Origin of the sequence: Pseudomonas sp. BC42, assembly GCF_021560055.1 — a bacterium.
Taxonomy (GTDB): domain Bacteria; phylum Pseudomonadota; class Gammaproteobacteria; order Pseudomonadales; family Pseudomonadaceae; genus Aquipseudomonas.
On record NZ_CP091067.1, the window covers coordinates 4006785 to 4023336 of the forward strand.

Below are 16552 nucleotides of genomic sequence, written 5' to 3' on the forward strand. Positions count from 1 at the left end.
ACAGTGGGCTGGCTGGCCCTTCAGGCCCAGGCCAGCACCAGCAGCCCGGCCCCCAGCACCACGCACAGGGGCGAGTAGAACAGGGTGTCGAGACGGGCGAACTTCGAGTCACGCACTTGCTTGAAGAACCCCACCAGTTCGGAGTCGCCAATGGCCCGGGCGAACATCAGCAGGGCAATGGCGCTGATCACCCATTGCAGGGACGGATGGGTCACGCTGGGCAGGTAGAGCCCGACCCGCAGGCACACCAGCATGGCCACCAGCAGCAGCCCCACCGCCACCAGCAACGTGGCCAGCGCCGGAGGGCGGAAGGCCGGCTGGCTCTGCCCGGGAAGCGGCCCCGGGACTTCGGGGATCACCGCGCCGCTGCCACGCTTGCCGCCGGCGGCCCAGTACAGATGGATCAGGCTGATGAACAGGAAAGTCCCGGACATTCCCTGTGCGAGCAGAAGATTCATGTTCAGACGTCCTTGTAAAAAATTCGTAAAGAGAATGGACTCGATTTCAGGTTTTTGTAAGTACGTTCGTCGCCTGCGATGGTAAAGTGCCGCCCCATGAAATTGACCCGCGCCGACCGCTCGCTCGTTGCCTGGATGCTTTATTGCTGCGTCCTGTTCAACGTGTTCGCCTGCAGCATCGGTCACGGCCAGATGCTCGGCATGCAGCTCAACGGCATCGGCGGGCAGTTCTGCAGCATCGACTCCGAAACCCGAGCGCCGTCGCAGCAACCGGCCGACCAGGACTCCCTGCCGACCCTGTCCAAGGCCTTCGGCTGCCCGCTGTGCTCCAGCGGCGGCATGGGCCCGGCGCTCAACTCCAGCCTCAGTCTGGCGCTGTTGCCGCAACCCCAGGCGCCGCCGCTGGCCCGCCAGCTCCAGCCCCCTCTCCCGACCCGCTTCACCTGGCCCGCCGCCCATCCCCGGGCGCCGCCCTACGCCTGATTCCTGCTGGTGCTCAACCCGCCCACTGCGCTGCTGCGTGGCGCGTTCTGCTGGGCTTTTTTCCTAGTCAAGAATTCAGGATTCACCCATGAAACAGCTTCCTTTGCTGGCGAGCCTGCTGGCCTGCCTGTCCGTCAACGCCTGGGGCCAATCCGCCCTGGAACTGGCCCCCACCACCGTCAACGCCGAGGGCTCGGACGTCGAGCCCGGCCTGAACCTGGAGCAGTCCAGCGGCATGGCCTCGCGCCTGGGCCTGAGCCTGCGGGAAACCCCGGCCTCGGTGGCCGTGGCCAGCCGCCAGGACCTGGAGCGCCGCGGCGCCCGGACCTTCCAGGACGCCGCCAATGCCCTGCCCGGGGTCAACGCCAGCGCGCCGCCGGGGTTCGGCGGTTTTGTCTCCTACCGCGGCTTCACCAGCAGTCAGATCACCCAGATGTTCAACGGCATCAATGTCGCCACCGGCCTGGCGCGGCCGGTGGACGCTTGGATCTATGACCGGGTGGAACTGGTGGGCGGGCCCTCGTCGCTGATCAATGGCGCCGGCTCCGTGGGCGGCTCGCTGAACTACGTGACCAAGCTGGCGGACCGCCGCGAACAGGCGGCCGAGGGCCTGCTCGGCTACGGCAGCTACGACACCACGCAAACCGCTTTCGGGGTCAATCACGCCCTGAGCCCGGCGGGTGCAGAGGTGCAGCACTACGCACGCCTGGATGTCAGCCACAACACCAGCAACGGCTACATCGACCGCCAGGAGCGGGACGCATGGAGCCTGGCCTTTTCGCTGCTCAGCGACCTGACCCCGGACCTGTCCCACACCCTGGCCGTGGAATACCAGGACGAACACGAAGACAGCCCCTACTGGGGCACCCCGGTGCGCAACCCCAAGGCCGGCGAGCTGAAGATCGACAAGCACAACCGCTTCAACAACTACAACGTCGCCGACGGCCTGTATGAGCAGCGCACCGTGTGGCTGCGCTCGATCATCGACTACCGGATCAACCCCAGTACCTCCCTGCGCAACACCCTCTATCACCTGGACAGCCAGCGCGACTACCGCAACCTGGAAACCTACCAGTACAACGCCGACAACAGCCGGGTGAACCGTTCCACCGCCTACCTGGTGCGGCACCAGGGCCAGCAGGACGGCAACCAGTTCGAACTGCGCCATGACGATCAGTTGTTCGGCCTCGACACCACCTGGTCCGGGGGCTTCGAATACAAGGTCAACAGCACCACCAACTCACCGTGGAACGTGCCGGCCAGCAACAGCGTCGACCCGGACAACTTCCAGCCGGGGTACTTCTATGACCTCAAGGGCACCCGCCAGGGCTGGGCCAAGGACAAGACCAACCAGGTCACCACCCGCGCCCTGTTCATCGAGAACCGCCTGGCCCTGACCGATGAACTGTCCCTGCTCAGCGGCCTGCGCTATGACGCCATCGACCTGGACGTGACCAACCACCGGGCGCTCACCGCCAGCAACCCGCGCCACCTCAAGCGCAACTGGGAGCCGGTCACCGGGCGCCTGGGGCTGACCTGGCAGTTCCTGCCCAGCGCCAACGTCTACGTGCAATACAGCACCGCCGCCGAACAGCCCAGCGGCACCCAGAACTTCGAGGTATCCACCGGCAAGCAATGGGAAGTGGGCAGCAAGTTCGACTACCTGGACGGACGCGGCTCCGCGACCCTGGCCGCGTACCGCATCGAACGCAAGGACTTTGCCGTCACCGATCCCCTGGACCCGGCCAACAGCATTCCCGTGGGCCAGCAGACCTCCAGGGGCATCGAACTGGCCAACTCGCTGCGGGTCACGCCCAAGCTGCTGGCGGAAGCCAACTTCGCCTGGGTCAAGGCCGAATATGACGAGTTCAACGAGAAGATTGCCAGCGGCGCGGTGGTCTCGCGCCAGGGCAACACCCCGACCAACGTCCCGGCGCGGGTAGCCAACCTGTGGTTGACCTATGACCTGGCCCCGAGCTGGCAGACCGGTGTCGACGCGCGCTACGTGGCCTCGGTGTACGCCGACAACGCCAACACCTTGCGGATGCCCGCCTACACCCTGTACGGCAGCTTCCTGCGCTATCGGGTCGACAGCCACACCACGGTCACCGGCCGGGTCCGCAACCTGACCAACGAGGTCTACGGCCAGTTCGCCCACGTCTCCCCGGCTTACTACCTGGGCACCCCGCGCACCTTCGAACTGGCGGTGCAGACCCGCTTCTGACCCGCCTTGGGGGCCTCTTCGCCGGCAAGCGGCGCCTACGGGAACATCGCGCGGTGTCAGGGCGAGCGTAGGTGCTGGCTTGCCAGGAAGGCGTCGCCATGGACGGTGCAAGGCCTGCGGGCCCTTTCGCCGGCAAGGCGGCGCCTACAACAGGGCAGCGGTGACTTTGGCGGCGACGTCCTGGGGCACCCAGTTGCGCCACAGATCAGGATGCTGCTTGAGGAAGGCCCGGGCCGCGTCCCGGGGCGTGCTGTGGTTTTCGCTCATCTGCGCCAGGGCCTGGTTGAGGGGCTCGATGGGCAGCTCGACCTGGCTGAAGAAGCTCACCAACTGCGGGTACCGCTTGTGGAATGGCGCAGACACGCCGATGGACAGTTTCGAGGCCAGGGAACGGCTCGGACGCGGGTTGGGGTTGCTGGCGTCGGTCAGGGTCTTCCAGGCTTCGGCATCAAAGGGCGGCTCTTGCAGCTGGACCAGTTTGAAGCGCCCCAGCAGCGGCGTCGGTGACCAGTAGTAGAACAGCACCGGCCGGCCCCGGCGGATCGAGGAGGTGATCTCCGCATCCAGGGCCGCTCCGGAGCCGCTGCGGAAGTTCACGTAGCTGTCCTCCAGACCATAGGCCTTGAGCTTCTGCTGGTTGACGATCTCCGAGGTCCAGCCGATCGGGCTGTTGAGGAAGCGGCCCTTGCCCGGCGTTTCCGGATCCTTGAACACGTCCTTGTAGCGGGCCAGATCCGCGACGCTGCGCAACTCCGGCGCCAGCGGCTTGAGGCCTCTGGCCGGATCGCCCTTGATCACGTACTCCGGCACCCACCAGCCTTCGGTGGCGCCCTTGACCGTATCCCCCAGGGCAATCACCTTGCCCTCGGCCTCAGCCTTGACCCACACCGGGCTGCGCCCGGCCCACTCTTCGCCGATCACCTGGATATCGTTGCTGGCCAGGGCGGTTTCCAGGGTGATGGTGGTGCCCGGCAGGGTGTCGGTGGGCAAGCCGTAACCGCTCTCCACCACGATGCGCAGGATCTCGGTGATCAGGCTGCCGCTTTCCCAGTTCAGGTCGGCGAAGTGAATCGGCTCGGCGGCCACGGCCGACTGCAACGGGTTCAAGCCGGCCAGGATCAGCAGGCCGCTGGCCAGCAGCGCTCGGAAGCCTTTCATGGGTTACACCTCTCGGAGTCGGGACCAGGGCCAAAAGGGACAAGCTGCACGAATGCGCGCGGCCCCTGAAGCATTGAGTCAACTGACTGTAGTAGAGGTTCCGTATTTTCCACCGGAGGCGATGCCGGGATCGGCCATCAAGGGTCCGCCGGCTCCTGCAAGCGCTGCAACTCGCGGCGCACCATGCTGGCGTAGGCCGCCGGACGCAGGTGATACAGCTCGCCGGCCACCCAGTTCAGCCAGGCGCCCTGCAAGCGGGGCTTTTCGGCGAACAGGCGCCGTGCCTCTTCGGCGGCGGCCTGTTGATGCTGGCGATGAAACTCGGCGCGGCCCTGGCTCATCACTCGCTGGCCTTGAAACTCACCAACTCGCCCTTGCGGAATTTGGCGGCCTTGGCGGTGACGGCCTTGAGGGTCTTGGTCAGGCCTTCCTGCAATTGCTCGTTGGCGGCAAAGAGCGTCACCACCGAATGCCCTTCCTTGAAGACGATTCCCTGCCCCAGGGGACTGCTGACAAAGGCATAGTCGCCCAGGCCATAGACGGTGAGCTTGATCTCGCGAAAGCGGATCTCCAGCTTGCCGCCTTCCCGGCTGGGCAGCACGGCGGCGCGAAAATGATCGCCGACCTTGAGTTCCAGGCGTGGCTTGTCGTCCACCACCAGCGCCGTCTCGGTATCGATCTCGGCGACGTAGAAGCCTTCAGCGGATTGTTCGGTGATGTAGACAAAACGAGACTGGAACTGCTTGACCAACTTTGCGCGCAAATCACCCAACACGAACAACGCATGCATTTCAAGATTACTTACTGCCAAGGAACACTCCCCGATACTCAAAAGGGTGCCGCCCGAGAAAAAAGGACAGCACAAAAAACCGCCATGACGGCGTGATCACCCCAATCAGTTACCCAAAAAACACTCAAATGCAGCGGGTACTCCAGGCCACGGCGTTGGCGCCGGCGCTGAGCAACGGGCATTTCGCCGAAGCATCAGGCACAGGTCGAAGGCTGTAGGAGTAGGCTCTGACACCCCGAAAAGTGTGGCGGCGAATTATCTGGGGCGGGTACTGAAACAGGCCGGAAAGCCGGATATACCCTGAGATTGAATCCCCGGATCGGCAGCCACTTCGGGTTGCAGAGGCAATTCTAGAGCAACTTTGTGCATTTCGACCATTTAAAGCGAGCAATCCATGGCTGCCCGGCCGTTCATTAGTACAAAGACTAATGTTGCACACCAGTCGGTAATCTTGCCCGGAGTCGTCCACGCAGGCCCGGCATTCTAACCAGTAATACTCTGGTGCAGTGACGCGGATTGGCAGATTTAAGCGTCAGAAAGTTCAGTTAAGAGCTTCAGAACATTCGTTACCTAAAACCGCAATGACATAACTCAGCCCGTCACAACCCAACAACTGCCATACTCCGCCGCTGGTTGAGCGACCGCGGTACGGGCGCTCAAGCACTCACTCATCTCCAAGGGAAGGCTAGAAGTGACCGAACTAGATATTGGCGAGTTTTTCATTCGTGGCGAGTGCAGAGAAGTCGAAGGCGAATTCCAGGCCGTGATTGCCATGCGCGCCAAACCTCCACTGACTCAGGTCACCTTCCACCAGGTGGAACGGGACCGCTGGTTCAAGACCTCGGAAGAAGCCCTGGCCGCTGCCAAGGCCTCGGCCAAGGCCCTCAAGCTGGCCATTGACCAGGGCGCCCTGAACGCCTGATCCCCCCTCTTCGCGCGAACCCACCCGCCGCCCTCGCCGCCCAGGCTCAGGGCGGCGACGGGAGCCCAACGACCCCGCCTCGAACCCCGGCGCCCGGCCAAGCTTCAGGCCGAGTGCCTGAACCCCTGGCGCGCCCCCTGGACCGCCCCCTGGACCGCCGCCAGTTGCGCCTGCCATGCCTGCCGGCACTCCTCGGCCTCGGCCCGACTGGCAAACGCGGTGCCTCGCTGCTCGCCGTTGACCAGCACCACCCAGCACGCCTTGCGCCCCTGGGCCCGCAGCGAAGCGGGAACGCCACTGCCAATCATCACTGCCACATCGACTTTGCTGTGCATGGAGCACCTCGCGGAATTAGTTAGCTCCCTAACGATGTCAAGATACTAATCACTTCCTGGTCTCTGTAACAGCCCCAATCTGCACAGCAGCGTTACCCCACGAGTAACAATCAGCCCCTCAAGGCGTGCGCCGGGGGGTTGTCTGCTCGGGTTTGTAGCCCAGGCGCAGGCCGCCCCAATGCCGCCCCTGAACCAAGATCGGCACCGACAGGTCATGCATCAGCTCGCCGGTATCGCGGGTGTAGGTCTGCAGCAACAACGGCTGCTGGTGACTGCCGCAACGGATGCCGGTGCGGTCGGCAAACTTGCGCTTGCTGCGGTTGTGCAGGTTGTCCACCTGGGGATCGCCGGTCAGCGGCTGGGAGAAAATCTTGTTGTGGGTCGGTACGTAGCCTTCCTGGGTGCAGGCGATGGCGAACACCAGGCCGTCGTGGCGCGGCAGCAGGGATTCCTGGATCGGCGGCAGCACCTGGTCGGTGTAGCGGTCGAAGCGGGTCTGGTACTTGGGTGGGTGGGTATTGGCGATCAACTGATAATGGCGGTCGAACAAGTCATCGAGGCTGATGCGGTTCTGCGCCAGGTCGGTCTCGAACTGCTCGGCGATGCGCCGCGCCCCCTCGCGAGCCAGGTCGTAGATACGCTGGTGGTAGTCGTCCAGGCCCACCGCCGCCAGACGCTCGCTGATGGTCTCCGCCTGCCCTTCCATCTGCACCGCGGCCTCGGCCAGGCTACGGGTCTGCTGGTCGCTGATGGCCAGGTCGCTGCGCATCTGCTCCACGGCGTGAAACAGGCTGTCGAGCTGTTCGCGATTGGTTTCGGCGCCCCGGGCGATCTCGCTGACCTGCTCCTCCACTCCCGCCGCCAGCCGCGCGATGTTGTCCAGATGCCGACCGGTGTGTTCCACCTGCTCCACCCCCAGGTTCAGGTCGTCGGACAGCTGGCGGATCTGCTCCACCACATCGCTGGTGCGCTGCTGGATATCGGCCACCATCACCCCGACCTCGTCGGTGGCCGTGGCGGTACGCCCGGCCAGCCCGCGCACCTCGTCGGCGACCACGGCAAAGCCCCGCCCGTGCTCGCCGGCCCGGGCCGCTTCGATGGCCGCGTTGAGGGCCAGCAGATTGGTCTGGCTGGCGATGGACTGGATTACCAGGGTCACCCGCTGGATCTCTTCGCTGCGCTGGCTCAAGGCCTCGATCAGCTCGCGGCTGCCGTTGGCCCGCTGGCTCAGGGAGTGCATGCGGCTGATGGACTCGCCCAGCACCGTGCGCCCTTCGGCACTGCTGGCGTGGGCTTCGCTGGCGGCGCCCAGGGCCTGCTGGCTGAGCTGCGAGGTGACCTGTTCGGTCTTGATCATCACCTCGGCATTGCCGACGATGCGCGCCGCCGCATCGAGCTGGGACTGCAGCCGGCCTGCCAACTGGGTCACCGAATAGGCCACGCCCGCAGCGGACAGCGCGTTATGGGTGGTGCTGTAGGACAGATCGCGGGTCAGCGCCGACAGCTCATTGTCCGTTGCCACCGGCACCTCGGAGGCCTTGCGCGAGCGCAGCCGGGGCATCCAGATCACCAGCACCGCCAGCGGCAGGCACAGGTACAGCGGCCAGTCGCCCAGGGCCTGACCGGCGAACAGGCCCATCAGCGCTGCACTCTGCAACGATGGAAGCCACCAGCGGGCCGCGGTTTCGGGTGTTGCCAGCGACTGCGCGCCCGGCGCCGCTAGAGATCCATCTCTTGACATCTTGATCACCCCACATCGTTCTAATTGTTTGCGGCATTAGACGCCACTATAAGGCCATTAACCATGGTCCCTTAGTAGGAAGAAGAGCAGCGGCAAGCGGCAAGCAGCAAGCTTCAAGCCGCAAGCGGCATGTGCGAGGCATTATTCAGAGTCTGCAGAGGCGGATGTTGCAGTAGATCAAGGGAAGTGGAGGCTGGGACATTGTGGCGGGGGCGCTGGCTCGCGCCCCAGTGCGCAGCGCTGGCTAGGCTGCGCACCCGGAGGCAAGGATGCACTTGAAACGCTTGCGGCTTGAAGCTGCAAGCTTGCAGCTGTTTTCAAGCCTGACGCTGATGCTTGTCGATCTGCTCGTGGCGTTCTTGGGCTTCGATGCAGTATTTGGTGGTCGGGCTGATCAGCAGGCGCTTGAGGCCGATGGGCTCGCCGCTGTCGTCGCACCAGCCGAAGGTGTCGTCACTGATCCGGCCCAGGGCCTGCTCCAGTTGCGGCAGCATGCGCTGATCGCGATCAATGGCGTTGACCAGCCAGGTGCGCTCTTCTTCGACGGAAGCGGCGTCGGCCGGGTCAGCCGGGGTGTCCAGGCTTTCAATGGCGATCCGGTTCTGTTCGATGCGCTCGTGGGTTTCCACCTTCATGGCTTGCAACAGGTCGCTGAAAAAAGCGTGCTGCTCGGCATTCATGTAGTCATCCGCCGGCATGGCCAGCAACTTTTCCTTGGTCATTGATTTCTCTATAAAAAATACGTGCATTAAGGCGAATTCAAACTGTTTCCGGTTGACCCGTCAGGTCATCAGAAAGGCGCCATACCTTCCAAGCGCCACCCGGCACTCAATTTACGAGGGGCGGCAGTCTAAGGCCGGTTTGAGGGCGCAGCAACTGAAATGACAGCGAATCTGTCCGACAAAGCGAACAAAGCCCGTAATCACGGGCTTTGCTGGCGCTTATCGGAGTGTGTTTATAACAAAAAATTCCATAAGCACTGCCCTTTTAGAAGACAAACGGCAGTACCGGACGGCGGATTCAAGCTTTTTACCCCTCCTTTCTTCCCCCCCGCAGGAGCCGGCTTGCCGGCGAACAGGCCGGCAAGCGTTGCATCGGAGTGTGGGCACCTGCGCTGGCCGGCCAGCGCCGACAACGGGCGCTGGATCAGCGCTTGAGCTTGCGCTTGTTGCGGTACTGGTCGATGACCACCGCCACCACGATGATCAGGCCCTTGATGATGTCCTGGATGTAGGCATCCACGCCGACAAAGGTGAAGCCGCTGGCCATGACCCCGAGGATCAGCGCACCGATCACCGTACCGGTGATGCGCCCCACCCCGCCGGCCAGGCTGGTGCCGCCGATCACCGCCGCGGCGATCGCATCCAGCTCGTAGGACATGCCCATCCCCGCCTGCCCGGTGGCGGCCCGCGCCGAGGCCACCACCCCGGCCAGCCCGGCCAGCAGCCCGGCGATGCTGTAGACGATCACCAGATGCCGCTTGACGTTGATTCCCGAGGTGCGCGCCGCCTGCATGTTGCCGCCGATGGCGTAGGTGTACTTGCCGTACTTGGTGTAGCGCAGGGCGATGTGGAAGATCACCGCCACCACCAGGAAGATGATCACCGGCATGGCCCCGTGACCGATGGCGGTGTAGGAGTCCGAGAGCATGCTCACCGGCTGGCCTTCGGTGTAGTAGCGGGCCAGGCCACGGGCCGACACCATCATGCCCAGGGTGGCGATAAAGGGCGGAATGCCGGTGATGGCGATGATGCTGCCGTTGATCGCCCCCGCCAGCAGGCCCACCCCCAGCCCGGCCACCACCGGTATCCACACCGGCAGGTCGGTCAGGGACGGGAACACCGCCCGGGCAAAGTCCGAGGTCTGCGCCAGGCTGGCGGCGATCATCGCCGACAGCGCCAGCACCGAGCCCGAGGACAGGTCGATACCGGTGGTGATGATCACCTGGGTCACGCCGATGGCCAGCAGGCCGATGATCGACACCTGCAGGATCATCAGCACCAGGCGCTGGGAGTTCAGCAGGAAGCTCTGGTCACGAACGATCCAGCCGAACAGCTCGAACACCAGGCCGATGCCGATCAGCACCAAAAAAATACTCAGTTCGGTGGGAAAGCGCCGGCGCGTTCTGGCGGGCGCCACGGCCGGTTTGTTTTCAGACATCACGTTCATAACCACTCACCTTTGTTATCGCCTGACCGTGGCGCCTCAGCGCGCCGCCGGTTGCCATCGATTGAAGAATCAGTGCACCAGCGACATTCCGGACGCCAGTTGCATCACCCGTTCCTGGGTCGCTTCGCTGCGGTCGAGAATGCCCATCAGCTCACCTTCGTGCATGACCATGACCCGGTCGCTCATGCCCAGGACTTCCGGCAGTTCCGAAGAAATCATGATCACCGCCATACCCTCGCTGGCGAGGAAGGCGATCAGGCGGTAGATCTCGGCCTTGGCCCCGACGTCGATGCCCCGGGTCGGCTCGTCGAGAATCAAAATCCGCGGGTTGGTCATCAGCCAGCGCGCCAGCAGCGCCTTCTGCTGATTGCCCCCGGACAAGGTGTCGATGCATTGCTCCAGGGACGGGGTCTTGACCCGCAGCTTCCTGCACATGTCCTCGCACAGGGCGCGCAGGGCCTTCTGCTGGACAAATCCGCCGCCGGCGTAGTGCGGCAGTACCGCCACTTCCATGTTTTCCAGGACCGACAGGCAGGGGAACAGGCCGCTGAGCTTGCGATCCTCGGTGAGCAGGGCAAAGCCCTTCTCGATCGCCCGGTGCGGGTCGCTGATGCGCAGGGGCTGGCCGTCGAGGTGAATCTCGCCGGCGTCACTGGGGGTGATGCCGAACAGGGTTTCGGCGACATTGGTCCGGCCCGAGCCCATCAGCCCGGCGATACCGAGGATCTCCCCGGCGTGCAGGTCGAAGGACACGCCGTCGAACACCCCGTCCAGGCGCAGGTCGCGGACCTTGAGCAGCAGGTCGCCAATGGGTTTCTCGCGTTGGGGAAACAGCTGGCTCAGCTCGCGCCCCACCATCATCGAGATCAGGCTGTCGCCGTCCAGGCTGTCGGCCCGTTGCAGGCCGATGTAGGCGCCATCGCGGAACACCGCCACCTCATCGGCGATGGCGAACACTTCGTTCATCTTGTGGGTGATGTAGATGATGCCCTTACCCTGGGCCTTGAGGTCGGCAATGATCGAGAACAGGTGCGCCACCTCCTTGTCGGTGATGGCCGAGGTCGGCTCATCCATGATCAGCACGTCGGAGTCGTAGGACACTGCCTTGGCGATCTCCACCATCTGCCGCTCGGCGATGCTCAGGTTGCCCACCTGTTCCTCCGGGTCCAGGTCGATGCGCAGGCGCGCCAGCAAGGCGGCGGTGCAGCGGTGCATTTCGCGGTGATCGATCAGGCGCAGGCCGTTGAGCTGCTCGCGGCCGATCCAGATGTTCTCGGCGATGCTCATGTGCGGCATCAGGTTGAGTTCCTGGTGGATCATGGCGATGCCCGATTGCAGGGCCTGCAGGGGCGTGTCGAAGACCACCGGCCGGCCCTTGAGGCGCAGTTCGCCGGCATCCGGCTGATAGATGCCGGCGATGATCTTCATCAGGGTCGACTTGCCGGCGCCGTTCTCGCCCATCAGCGCCAGCACCGTTCCCGGGCGTACCCGCAGTTGCACATCGGACAGGGCCACCACACCGGGAAAGCCCTTGCTGACGTTGATCACCTCCAGCAGGTAAGGCTCCCGGGTCGCCGGGGTGGCAGGCTGGACGGCGGCCAGCGGGGTGCTTGAGGCAGTCGCGCAAGAGAACATGATCAGCTACTCCATCGGCGCGGCGGCCCGGGGCCGCCCCGCTACTTTATTGTTGTGATGTAACAGCCCTTGGCAAAGGCGCGGCGTTACTTGAACTGGTCGACGTTTTGCGGGGTGATCAGGCGATAGGGAATCCACACGGCCGGCTCCACCGGCTCATGCTTGATCATCTTCACCGCCGTATCGATGGAGCCGTCCGCCTGGCCCTTGGCGTCCTGGAACACCGAGATCGCCAGGTCGCCCTTCTTCACCGCACGCAGGCCGTCGGGGGTGCCGTCGACCCCGGCGATCAGCACACTGCCCTTCTCGACCCCGGCCTGCTTCAGCGCCATGGCGGCACCAATGGCCATTTCATCGTTGTTGGACACCACCGCATCGAACTTGCGGCCCTGGGTCAGCCAGTCGTTGACCAGGGTCATGCCCTTGTCCCGCAGCCAGACCCCGGTCTGTTCCTGATCGACCTTGATCCCCGGGTAGCGGGTCAGCACCTCCTTGACCCCCTTGGTGCGGTTGGCGGTGGAGTTGTTCGCCAGATCGCCCAGCAGGATCACGATGTCGCCCTTGCCGCCCATTTTTTCGGCCAGGTACTGCATCTGCATCTTGCCGGCCTCCAGGTCGTCGGAGGCCACGGTGACCACGCCCTTGGGCAGGTTCAGGTCATCCGGGCGACGGTTGACGTACACCAGGGGGATGCCGGCCTTGACCACGGCCTCGGTGATTTTGCGGGTGGCCGCGGTGTCCACCGGGTTGACCACGATGGCGTCGACTTTCTGGCTGATGAAGTTCTCGACCTGGCTCAACTGCTTGACCACGTCGCTGCGGGCGTCCTCGAACTGCAGCTTGACCCCGTCGGGCAGGGACTTGGCTTTCTGGTCCATGGACTCGCGCAGGTAGGTCAGCCAGGTGTCATCGAACTGCGACATGCTCACGCCGATCTTGATGTCGGCCAGCGCCGCCCCGCTGGTCAGCAGCAGCGACAGCGCGAGCGAGGCAAAACGGATCTTGGTGTTCATAACAGGTCTTTCTCCACATTCTTGTAGGTTTTATGGATAAAGCGCAGAACGACTCAGAGCGGCAGGCGCACCACCGGCGCGCCGGGAACGCAGCACAGCAGCGCACCGTTGCGCTCTACGCAGAGAAAGCCGAGGCAGGTCAGGACAAGGGCGCAGCGGCGGGCCCGAGGAGTCACAGCGGCGGGCGCAGAGGAGAAGCGGAACGCTGAAGCGACAGCGAGGACAGCGGATTTGAAGGTTTTCATCGACGGTACCTGTTTGTTTTTGTGGGTCGGTGCACACCGCGCTCAAAGCCTGTTCGAGGGGTTTGCAACCTAGCTAGTCGGCAACCTGGAAATGACTTTATTGGAAAATAATTTCTATATCAACTCATTTTAGAATTTTATTCTAAATCGGTTTTCCCCCCGGAAAACCGCTGCTGCACGACGGCTGCTGGCCCAAGACCTGCGCTTGATGCAAGGCCTCCTTGGCCGGCCAGCCGGCTTGCCAGCGAAAGCGCCCTGCAAGGGTTGCTCCGCCGGCAAGGCTGCAGCTCAGGCGTAGAAGCCGGGACGCTCTGGCAGCTCGATCTTGACGATCTGGCCGCTGTTCTGCGCTTCGATACAGGCGTCGGCCGCCACGGCGGCAGCAAAGCCGTCCCAGGCCGAAGGCCCGCCCACCCGACCGCCGCGCACGCCGTCGATAAAGGCCTGCAGCTCGACGTCATAGGCGGCGATAAAACGCTCCTTCCAGTCCATCAGGATGGCGTTGGACAGCTTGGCTTGGCTGCGCAACTGCACCTGGGACGGCTCCGGCAATCTGGCGATGCCGCTCTCCCCCACCACTTCGCACTGGATGTCGTAGCCGTACTGGCAGTTGACGAAGACCTCGACGTCGATCCGCGTGCCACGGGCGGTTTCCAGCAGCACGATCTGCGGGTCGCGCAAATGGGCCAGGGCCTTGCTGGTCTTGCGCGGGAACACCACCTGCACCGACACATAGTCGTCGGCCAGCAGCCAACGCAGCACGTCCAGCTCATGGATCAGGGTGTCAGTGATGGCCATGTCGGTCTTGTAGTTCTCCCCCACCCGCGGGTTGCGGTGGGCGCAGTGCAGCATCAGCGGCTCGCCGATCTGCCCGCTGTCGATCACCGCCTTCAAGGCCTGGTAGCCGGCATCGTAGGGGCGCATGAAGCCCACCTGCACCAGGCGCTTGCCGTGGGCGATTTCGGCCTCGACGATGCGCCGGCAACCGGCGGCGGTCACCGCCAGGGGCTTTTCACAGAACACCGGCTTGCCCGCGGCAATCGCCGCCAGCACGAACTCCTCGTGGCTCGGGCCCCAGGAGGTGACCAGCACTGCCTCGACATCCGCAGCCTTGATCAGCGCGTGGCCATCCGGGTAGACCTCGGCAGTGAGCTTGAGGTCGCTGGCCACCTTGGCCGCCGACGCCAGGTTGATGTCGGTGACCGCCACCACCTGGCTGCCCAGCAGGGTCTGGCTGCACCGACGGATGTGATCCTGGCCGATGGCCCCGGTGCCGATAACGCCAAGTTTCAAAGACATGCAGATACTCCTGTTGTTGTTCGTTGCAGAGCGATCAGTACTGCCGGGCCTGGGCCAGGCGTTCATTGAGGGTCTTGGCCGCGGCATCGGTGCGCGCGCTGGTGGACACCTGGGCCACGCCCACCCGCCACCAGGACAGGTAGCCGTGGATCATGGTCTTGGGCAGGACCTTGATGTCGATCAGGGTCGATACTGTCTGGGTCCGGGCATCGGCCAGGGCCGCCAGCAACTGCTCCTCGTTGCTGACCTTGTAGGTCTTGCAGCCGTAGGCCGCGGCGCTCATGGCGAAGTCCACCGGCACAAAGCCGCCGTCGAGCTTGCCGCTCGAAGGGTTGCGGTAGCGGAACTCGGTGCCGAAGCTGTCCATGCCGTGGCCCATCTGCAGGTTGTTGATGCAGCCGAAGGTCATGTTGTCCAGCAGCACCACGTTGATCTTGCGCCGCTCCTGGATCGAGGTGACTAGCTCCGAATGCAGCATCAGGTAGGAACCGTCGCCCACCAGGGCGTACACCTCGCGATCCGGCTCGGCGAGCTTGACCCCCAGCGCCGCGTTGACCTCGTAGCCCATGCACGAATAGCCGTATTCCACGTGGTAGCTGTTGACCGCCCTGCTGCGCCAGCTGCGCTGCAGGTCGCCGGGCAGGCTGCCGGCGGCGGCAACGATGATGCCGTCCTCGGGCAAGGCCTGGTTGAGCAGCCCGAGCACCCGGCTCTGGGTCAGGCAGGAGCCGGTCAGTTCGATGAATTCGCGCAGCACCGCCGGGTCCAGGTGGTCGTTGATTTCCGGCACGAAGCCCTGGTCCTGGTATTGCAGCTGGTAGAGCCGGTCGACCTCGGCCTCCAGCTGCGCCCGGGCCTCGCCGATCTGCCCGCCCCAGGCTGCCCGGTAACCGCTGCGGCCCAGGGTTTCGCCCAGGGCCTGCAAACCGGCCTGGGCATCGGCCAGCAGTTGCACGCCCTCCATCTTCAGGCTGTCGCCAGGGCAGACATTGAGGTTGAGAAATTGCACCTCCGGGTGCTGGAACAGCCATTTCGACGAGGTGGTGAAGTCGCTGTAGCGGGTGCCGACGCCAATGATCAGGTCGGCTTCCCGGGCCAGCAGGTTGGCCGCCAGGCAACCGGTTTCGCCGATCCCGCCGACGTTCAGCGGGTGCTCGGAAACCACCGCGCTCTTGCCCGCCTGGGTTTCGGCAAAAGGAATGCCGAAGCGTTCGGCAAAGGCCTGCAACGCCCGGTTGGCCCCGGAGTACTTGACCCCGCCGCCGCAGATGATCAGCGGCTTGCGCTTGCCCTCGAACAGCGCCAGGGCATCGCCAAGCATGGCCTCGGTGGCCGGGCGGCGGTCGATGCGGTGCACCCGCCGGGCGAGGAAGGAGTCCGGGTAATCGTAGGCCTCGCCCTGCACATCCTGGGGCAGCGCCAGGGTCACGGCGCCGGTCTGCGCCGGGTCGGTGAGCACGCGCATGGCGTGGAGCGCCGCGCTCATCAGTTGCTCGGGCCGGTTGATCCGGTCCCAGTATTGGCTCACGGCCTTGAAGGCATCGTTGGTGCTGATGCTCAGGTCATGGAACTGCTCGATCTGCTGCAGCACCGGGTCCGGCTGGCGGCTGGCGTAGACGTCCCCTGGCAGCAGCAGCAACGGAATGCGGTTGGCGCTGGCGGTGGCCGCCGCGGTCAGCATGTTGGCCGCGCCGGGGCCCACCGAGGAGGTGCAGGCGTAGATCTTGCGCCGCAGGTGCTGCTTGGCGAAACCGATGGCGGCGTGGGCCATGCCCTGCTCGTTGCGGCCCTGGTGCACCAGCAGCTCGCCACTGTCCTGTTCCAGGGCCTGGCCCAGGCCGAGCACGTTGCCGTGGCCGAAAATGGTGAAGACCCCGGCGATGAACTTGCTCTGGACCCCATCCACCTCGACGTATTGGTTATCGAGGAATTTCACCAGGGCCTGGGCCATGGTCAAGCGTGTCGTACTCATGGTTTGCACCTTATTCATCATGTGAAGCCAACGGCCCTGCCAATACTCCCGTAGGAGCTGGCTTGCCAGCGAAAGCACCTTCGAGACTTGCCCCCCTGTGGGGCCCCT

16 protein-coding genes are annotated in these 16552 nt (G+C 64.3%); 3 read left to right on the plus strand and 13 right to left on the minus strand.

All coding sequences use genetic code 11. The annotated features are described in order from the left end of the window. Nucleotides 1–20: 20 nt before the first annotated feature. Nucleotides 21–458 (minus strand): DUF3995 domain-containing protein, encoded by a 438-nt coding sequence (locus L1O02_RS17800; RefSeq protein WP_060838911.1) that lies wholly within the window; start codon nt 456–458, stop codon nt 21–23. Nucleotides 459–554: 96 nt separating this feature from the next. Here L1O02_RS17800 and L1O02_RS17805 point away from each other — a divergent pair, with 96 nt between their 5' ends. Together L1O02_RS17805 and L1O02_RS17810 are read left to right on the plus strand one after the other, a co-directional pair. Further along, nucleotides 555–941, plus strand: coding sequence for a DUF2946 domain-containing protein (locus tag L1O02_RS17805; RefSeq protein ID WP_235758408.1), 387 nt, complete (start codon nt 555–557; stop codon nt 939–941). An 88-nt stretch (nt 942–1029) separates the two neighbouring features. Continuing rightward, nucleotides 1030–3165 (plus strand): TonB-dependent receptor, encoded by a 2136-nt coding sequence (locus L1O02_RS17810; protein ID WP_235758410.1) that lies wholly within the window; start codon nt 1030–1032, stop codon nt 3163–3165. A gap of 144 nt (nt 3166–3309) precedes the next feature. On the opposite strand, the gene L1O02_RS17815 is transcribed toward L1O02_RS17810, so the two are convergent. The 3 genes from L1O02_RS17815 to L1O02_RS17825 form a co-directional block, all read right to left on the minus strand. Next, nucleotides 3310–4323 (minus strand): ABC transporter substrate-binding protein, encoded by a 1014-nt coding sequence (locus L1O02_RS17815; protein ID WP_235758412.1) that lies wholly within the window; start codon nt 4321–4323, stop codon nt 3310–3312. A gap of 137 nt (nt 4324–4460) precedes the next feature. Beyond that, nucleotides 4461–4664: a hypothetical protein gene (locus L1O02_RS17820; protein WP_016962864.1), complete on the minus strand. Its 204-nt coding sequence runs from the start codon at nt 4662–4664 to the stop codon at nt 4461–4463. Continuing rightward, the gene (locus L1O02_RS17825) at nt 4664–5134 is read right to left on the minus strand and encodes a hypothetical protein (RefSeq protein WP_082729236.1); all 471 of its coding nucleotides are present in this window, start codon (nt 5132–5134) and stop codon (nt 4664–4666) included. Before L1O02_RS17825 ends, L1O02_RS17820 begins: the two co-directional genes overlap by 1 nt. Nucleotides 5135–5804: 670 nt before the next feature. On the opposite strand from L1O02_RS17825, the gene L1O02_RS17830 reads away from it, so the two are divergent. Beyond that, nucleotides 5805–6035, plus strand: a complete 231-nt coding sequence (locus L1O02_RS17830) for a hypothetical protein (protein WP_235758414.1) — start codon at nt 5805–5807, stop codon at nt 6033–6035. 104 nt (nt 6036–6139) lie between these two features. Here L1O02_RS17830 and L1O02_RS17835 read toward each other — a convergent pair whose 3' ends face one another. The 9 genes from L1O02_RS17835 to iolD all read right to left on the minus strand — a co-directional run bounded on the left by L1O02_RS17835 (nt 6140) and on the right by iolD (nt 16444). Further along, nucleotides 6140–6370: a hypothetical protein gene (locus L1O02_RS17835; protein ID WP_235758416.1), complete on the minus strand. Its 231-nt coding sequence runs from the start codon at nt 6368–6370 to the stop codon at nt 6140–6142. Nucleotides 6371–6488: 118 nt separating this feature from the next. Next, nucleotides 6489–8111, minus strand: a complete 1623-nt coding sequence (locus tag L1O02_RS17840) for a methyl-accepting chemotaxis protein (RefSeq protein WP_235758418.1) — start codon at nt 8109–8111, stop codon at nt 6489–6491. Nucleotides 8112–8428: 317 nt separating this feature from the next. Continuing rightward, nucleotides 8429–8833, minus strand: a complete 405-nt coding sequence (locus L1O02_RS17845) for a TraR/DksA family transcriptional regulator (protein ID WP_016962869.1) — start codon at nt 8831–8833, stop codon at nt 8429–8431. Nucleotides 8834–9257: 424 nt separating this feature from the next. Then, nucleotides 9258–10280, minus strand: coding sequence for an ABC transporter permease (locus L1O02_RS17850; RefSeq protein ID WP_060843343.1), 1023 nt, complete (start codon nt 10278–10280; stop codon nt 9258–9260). A gap of 69 nt (nt 10281–10349) precedes the next feature. Next, nucleotides 10350–11915, minus strand: coding sequence for a sugar ABC transporter ATP-binding protein (locus tag L1O02_RS17855; protein WP_108543164.1), 1566 nt, complete (start codon nt 11913–11915; stop codon nt 10350–10352). A gap of 86 nt (nt 11916–12001) precedes the next feature. Continuing rightward, complete coding sequence (locus tag L1O02_RS17860) at nt 12002–12928, minus strand: sugar ABC transporter substrate-binding protein (RefSeq protein ID WP_235758420.1); 927 nt, start codon at nt 12926–12928, stop codon at nt 12002–12004. 53 nt (nt 12929–12981) lie between these two features. Further along, entirely contained in the window at nt 12982–13173 is a 192-nt protein-coding gene (locus L1O02_RS17865) for a hypothetical protein (protein WP_082729235.1), read from the minus strand. A gap of 288 nt (nt 13174–13461) precedes the next feature. Beyond that, nucleotides 13462–14472 carry a Gfo/Idh/MocA family oxidoreductase gene (locus tag L1O02_RS17870; RefSeq protein WP_235758422.1) on the minus strand — a complete coding sequence of 337 codons (1011 nt, stop codon included), beginning with the start codon at nt 14470–14472 and terminating at the stop codon, nt 13462–13464. Between the two features lie 34 nt (nt 14473–14506). Beyond that, nucleotides 14507–16444 carry a 3D-(3,5/4)-trihydroxycyclohexane-1,2-dione acylhydrolase (decyclizing) gene (iolD, locus tag L1O02_RS17875; RefSeq protein ID WP_235758424.1) on the minus strand — a complete coding sequence of 646 codons (1938 nt, stop codon included), beginning with the start codon at nt 16442–16444 and terminating at the stop codon, nt 14507–14509. Nucleotides 16445–16552: the final 108 nt, after the last annotated feature.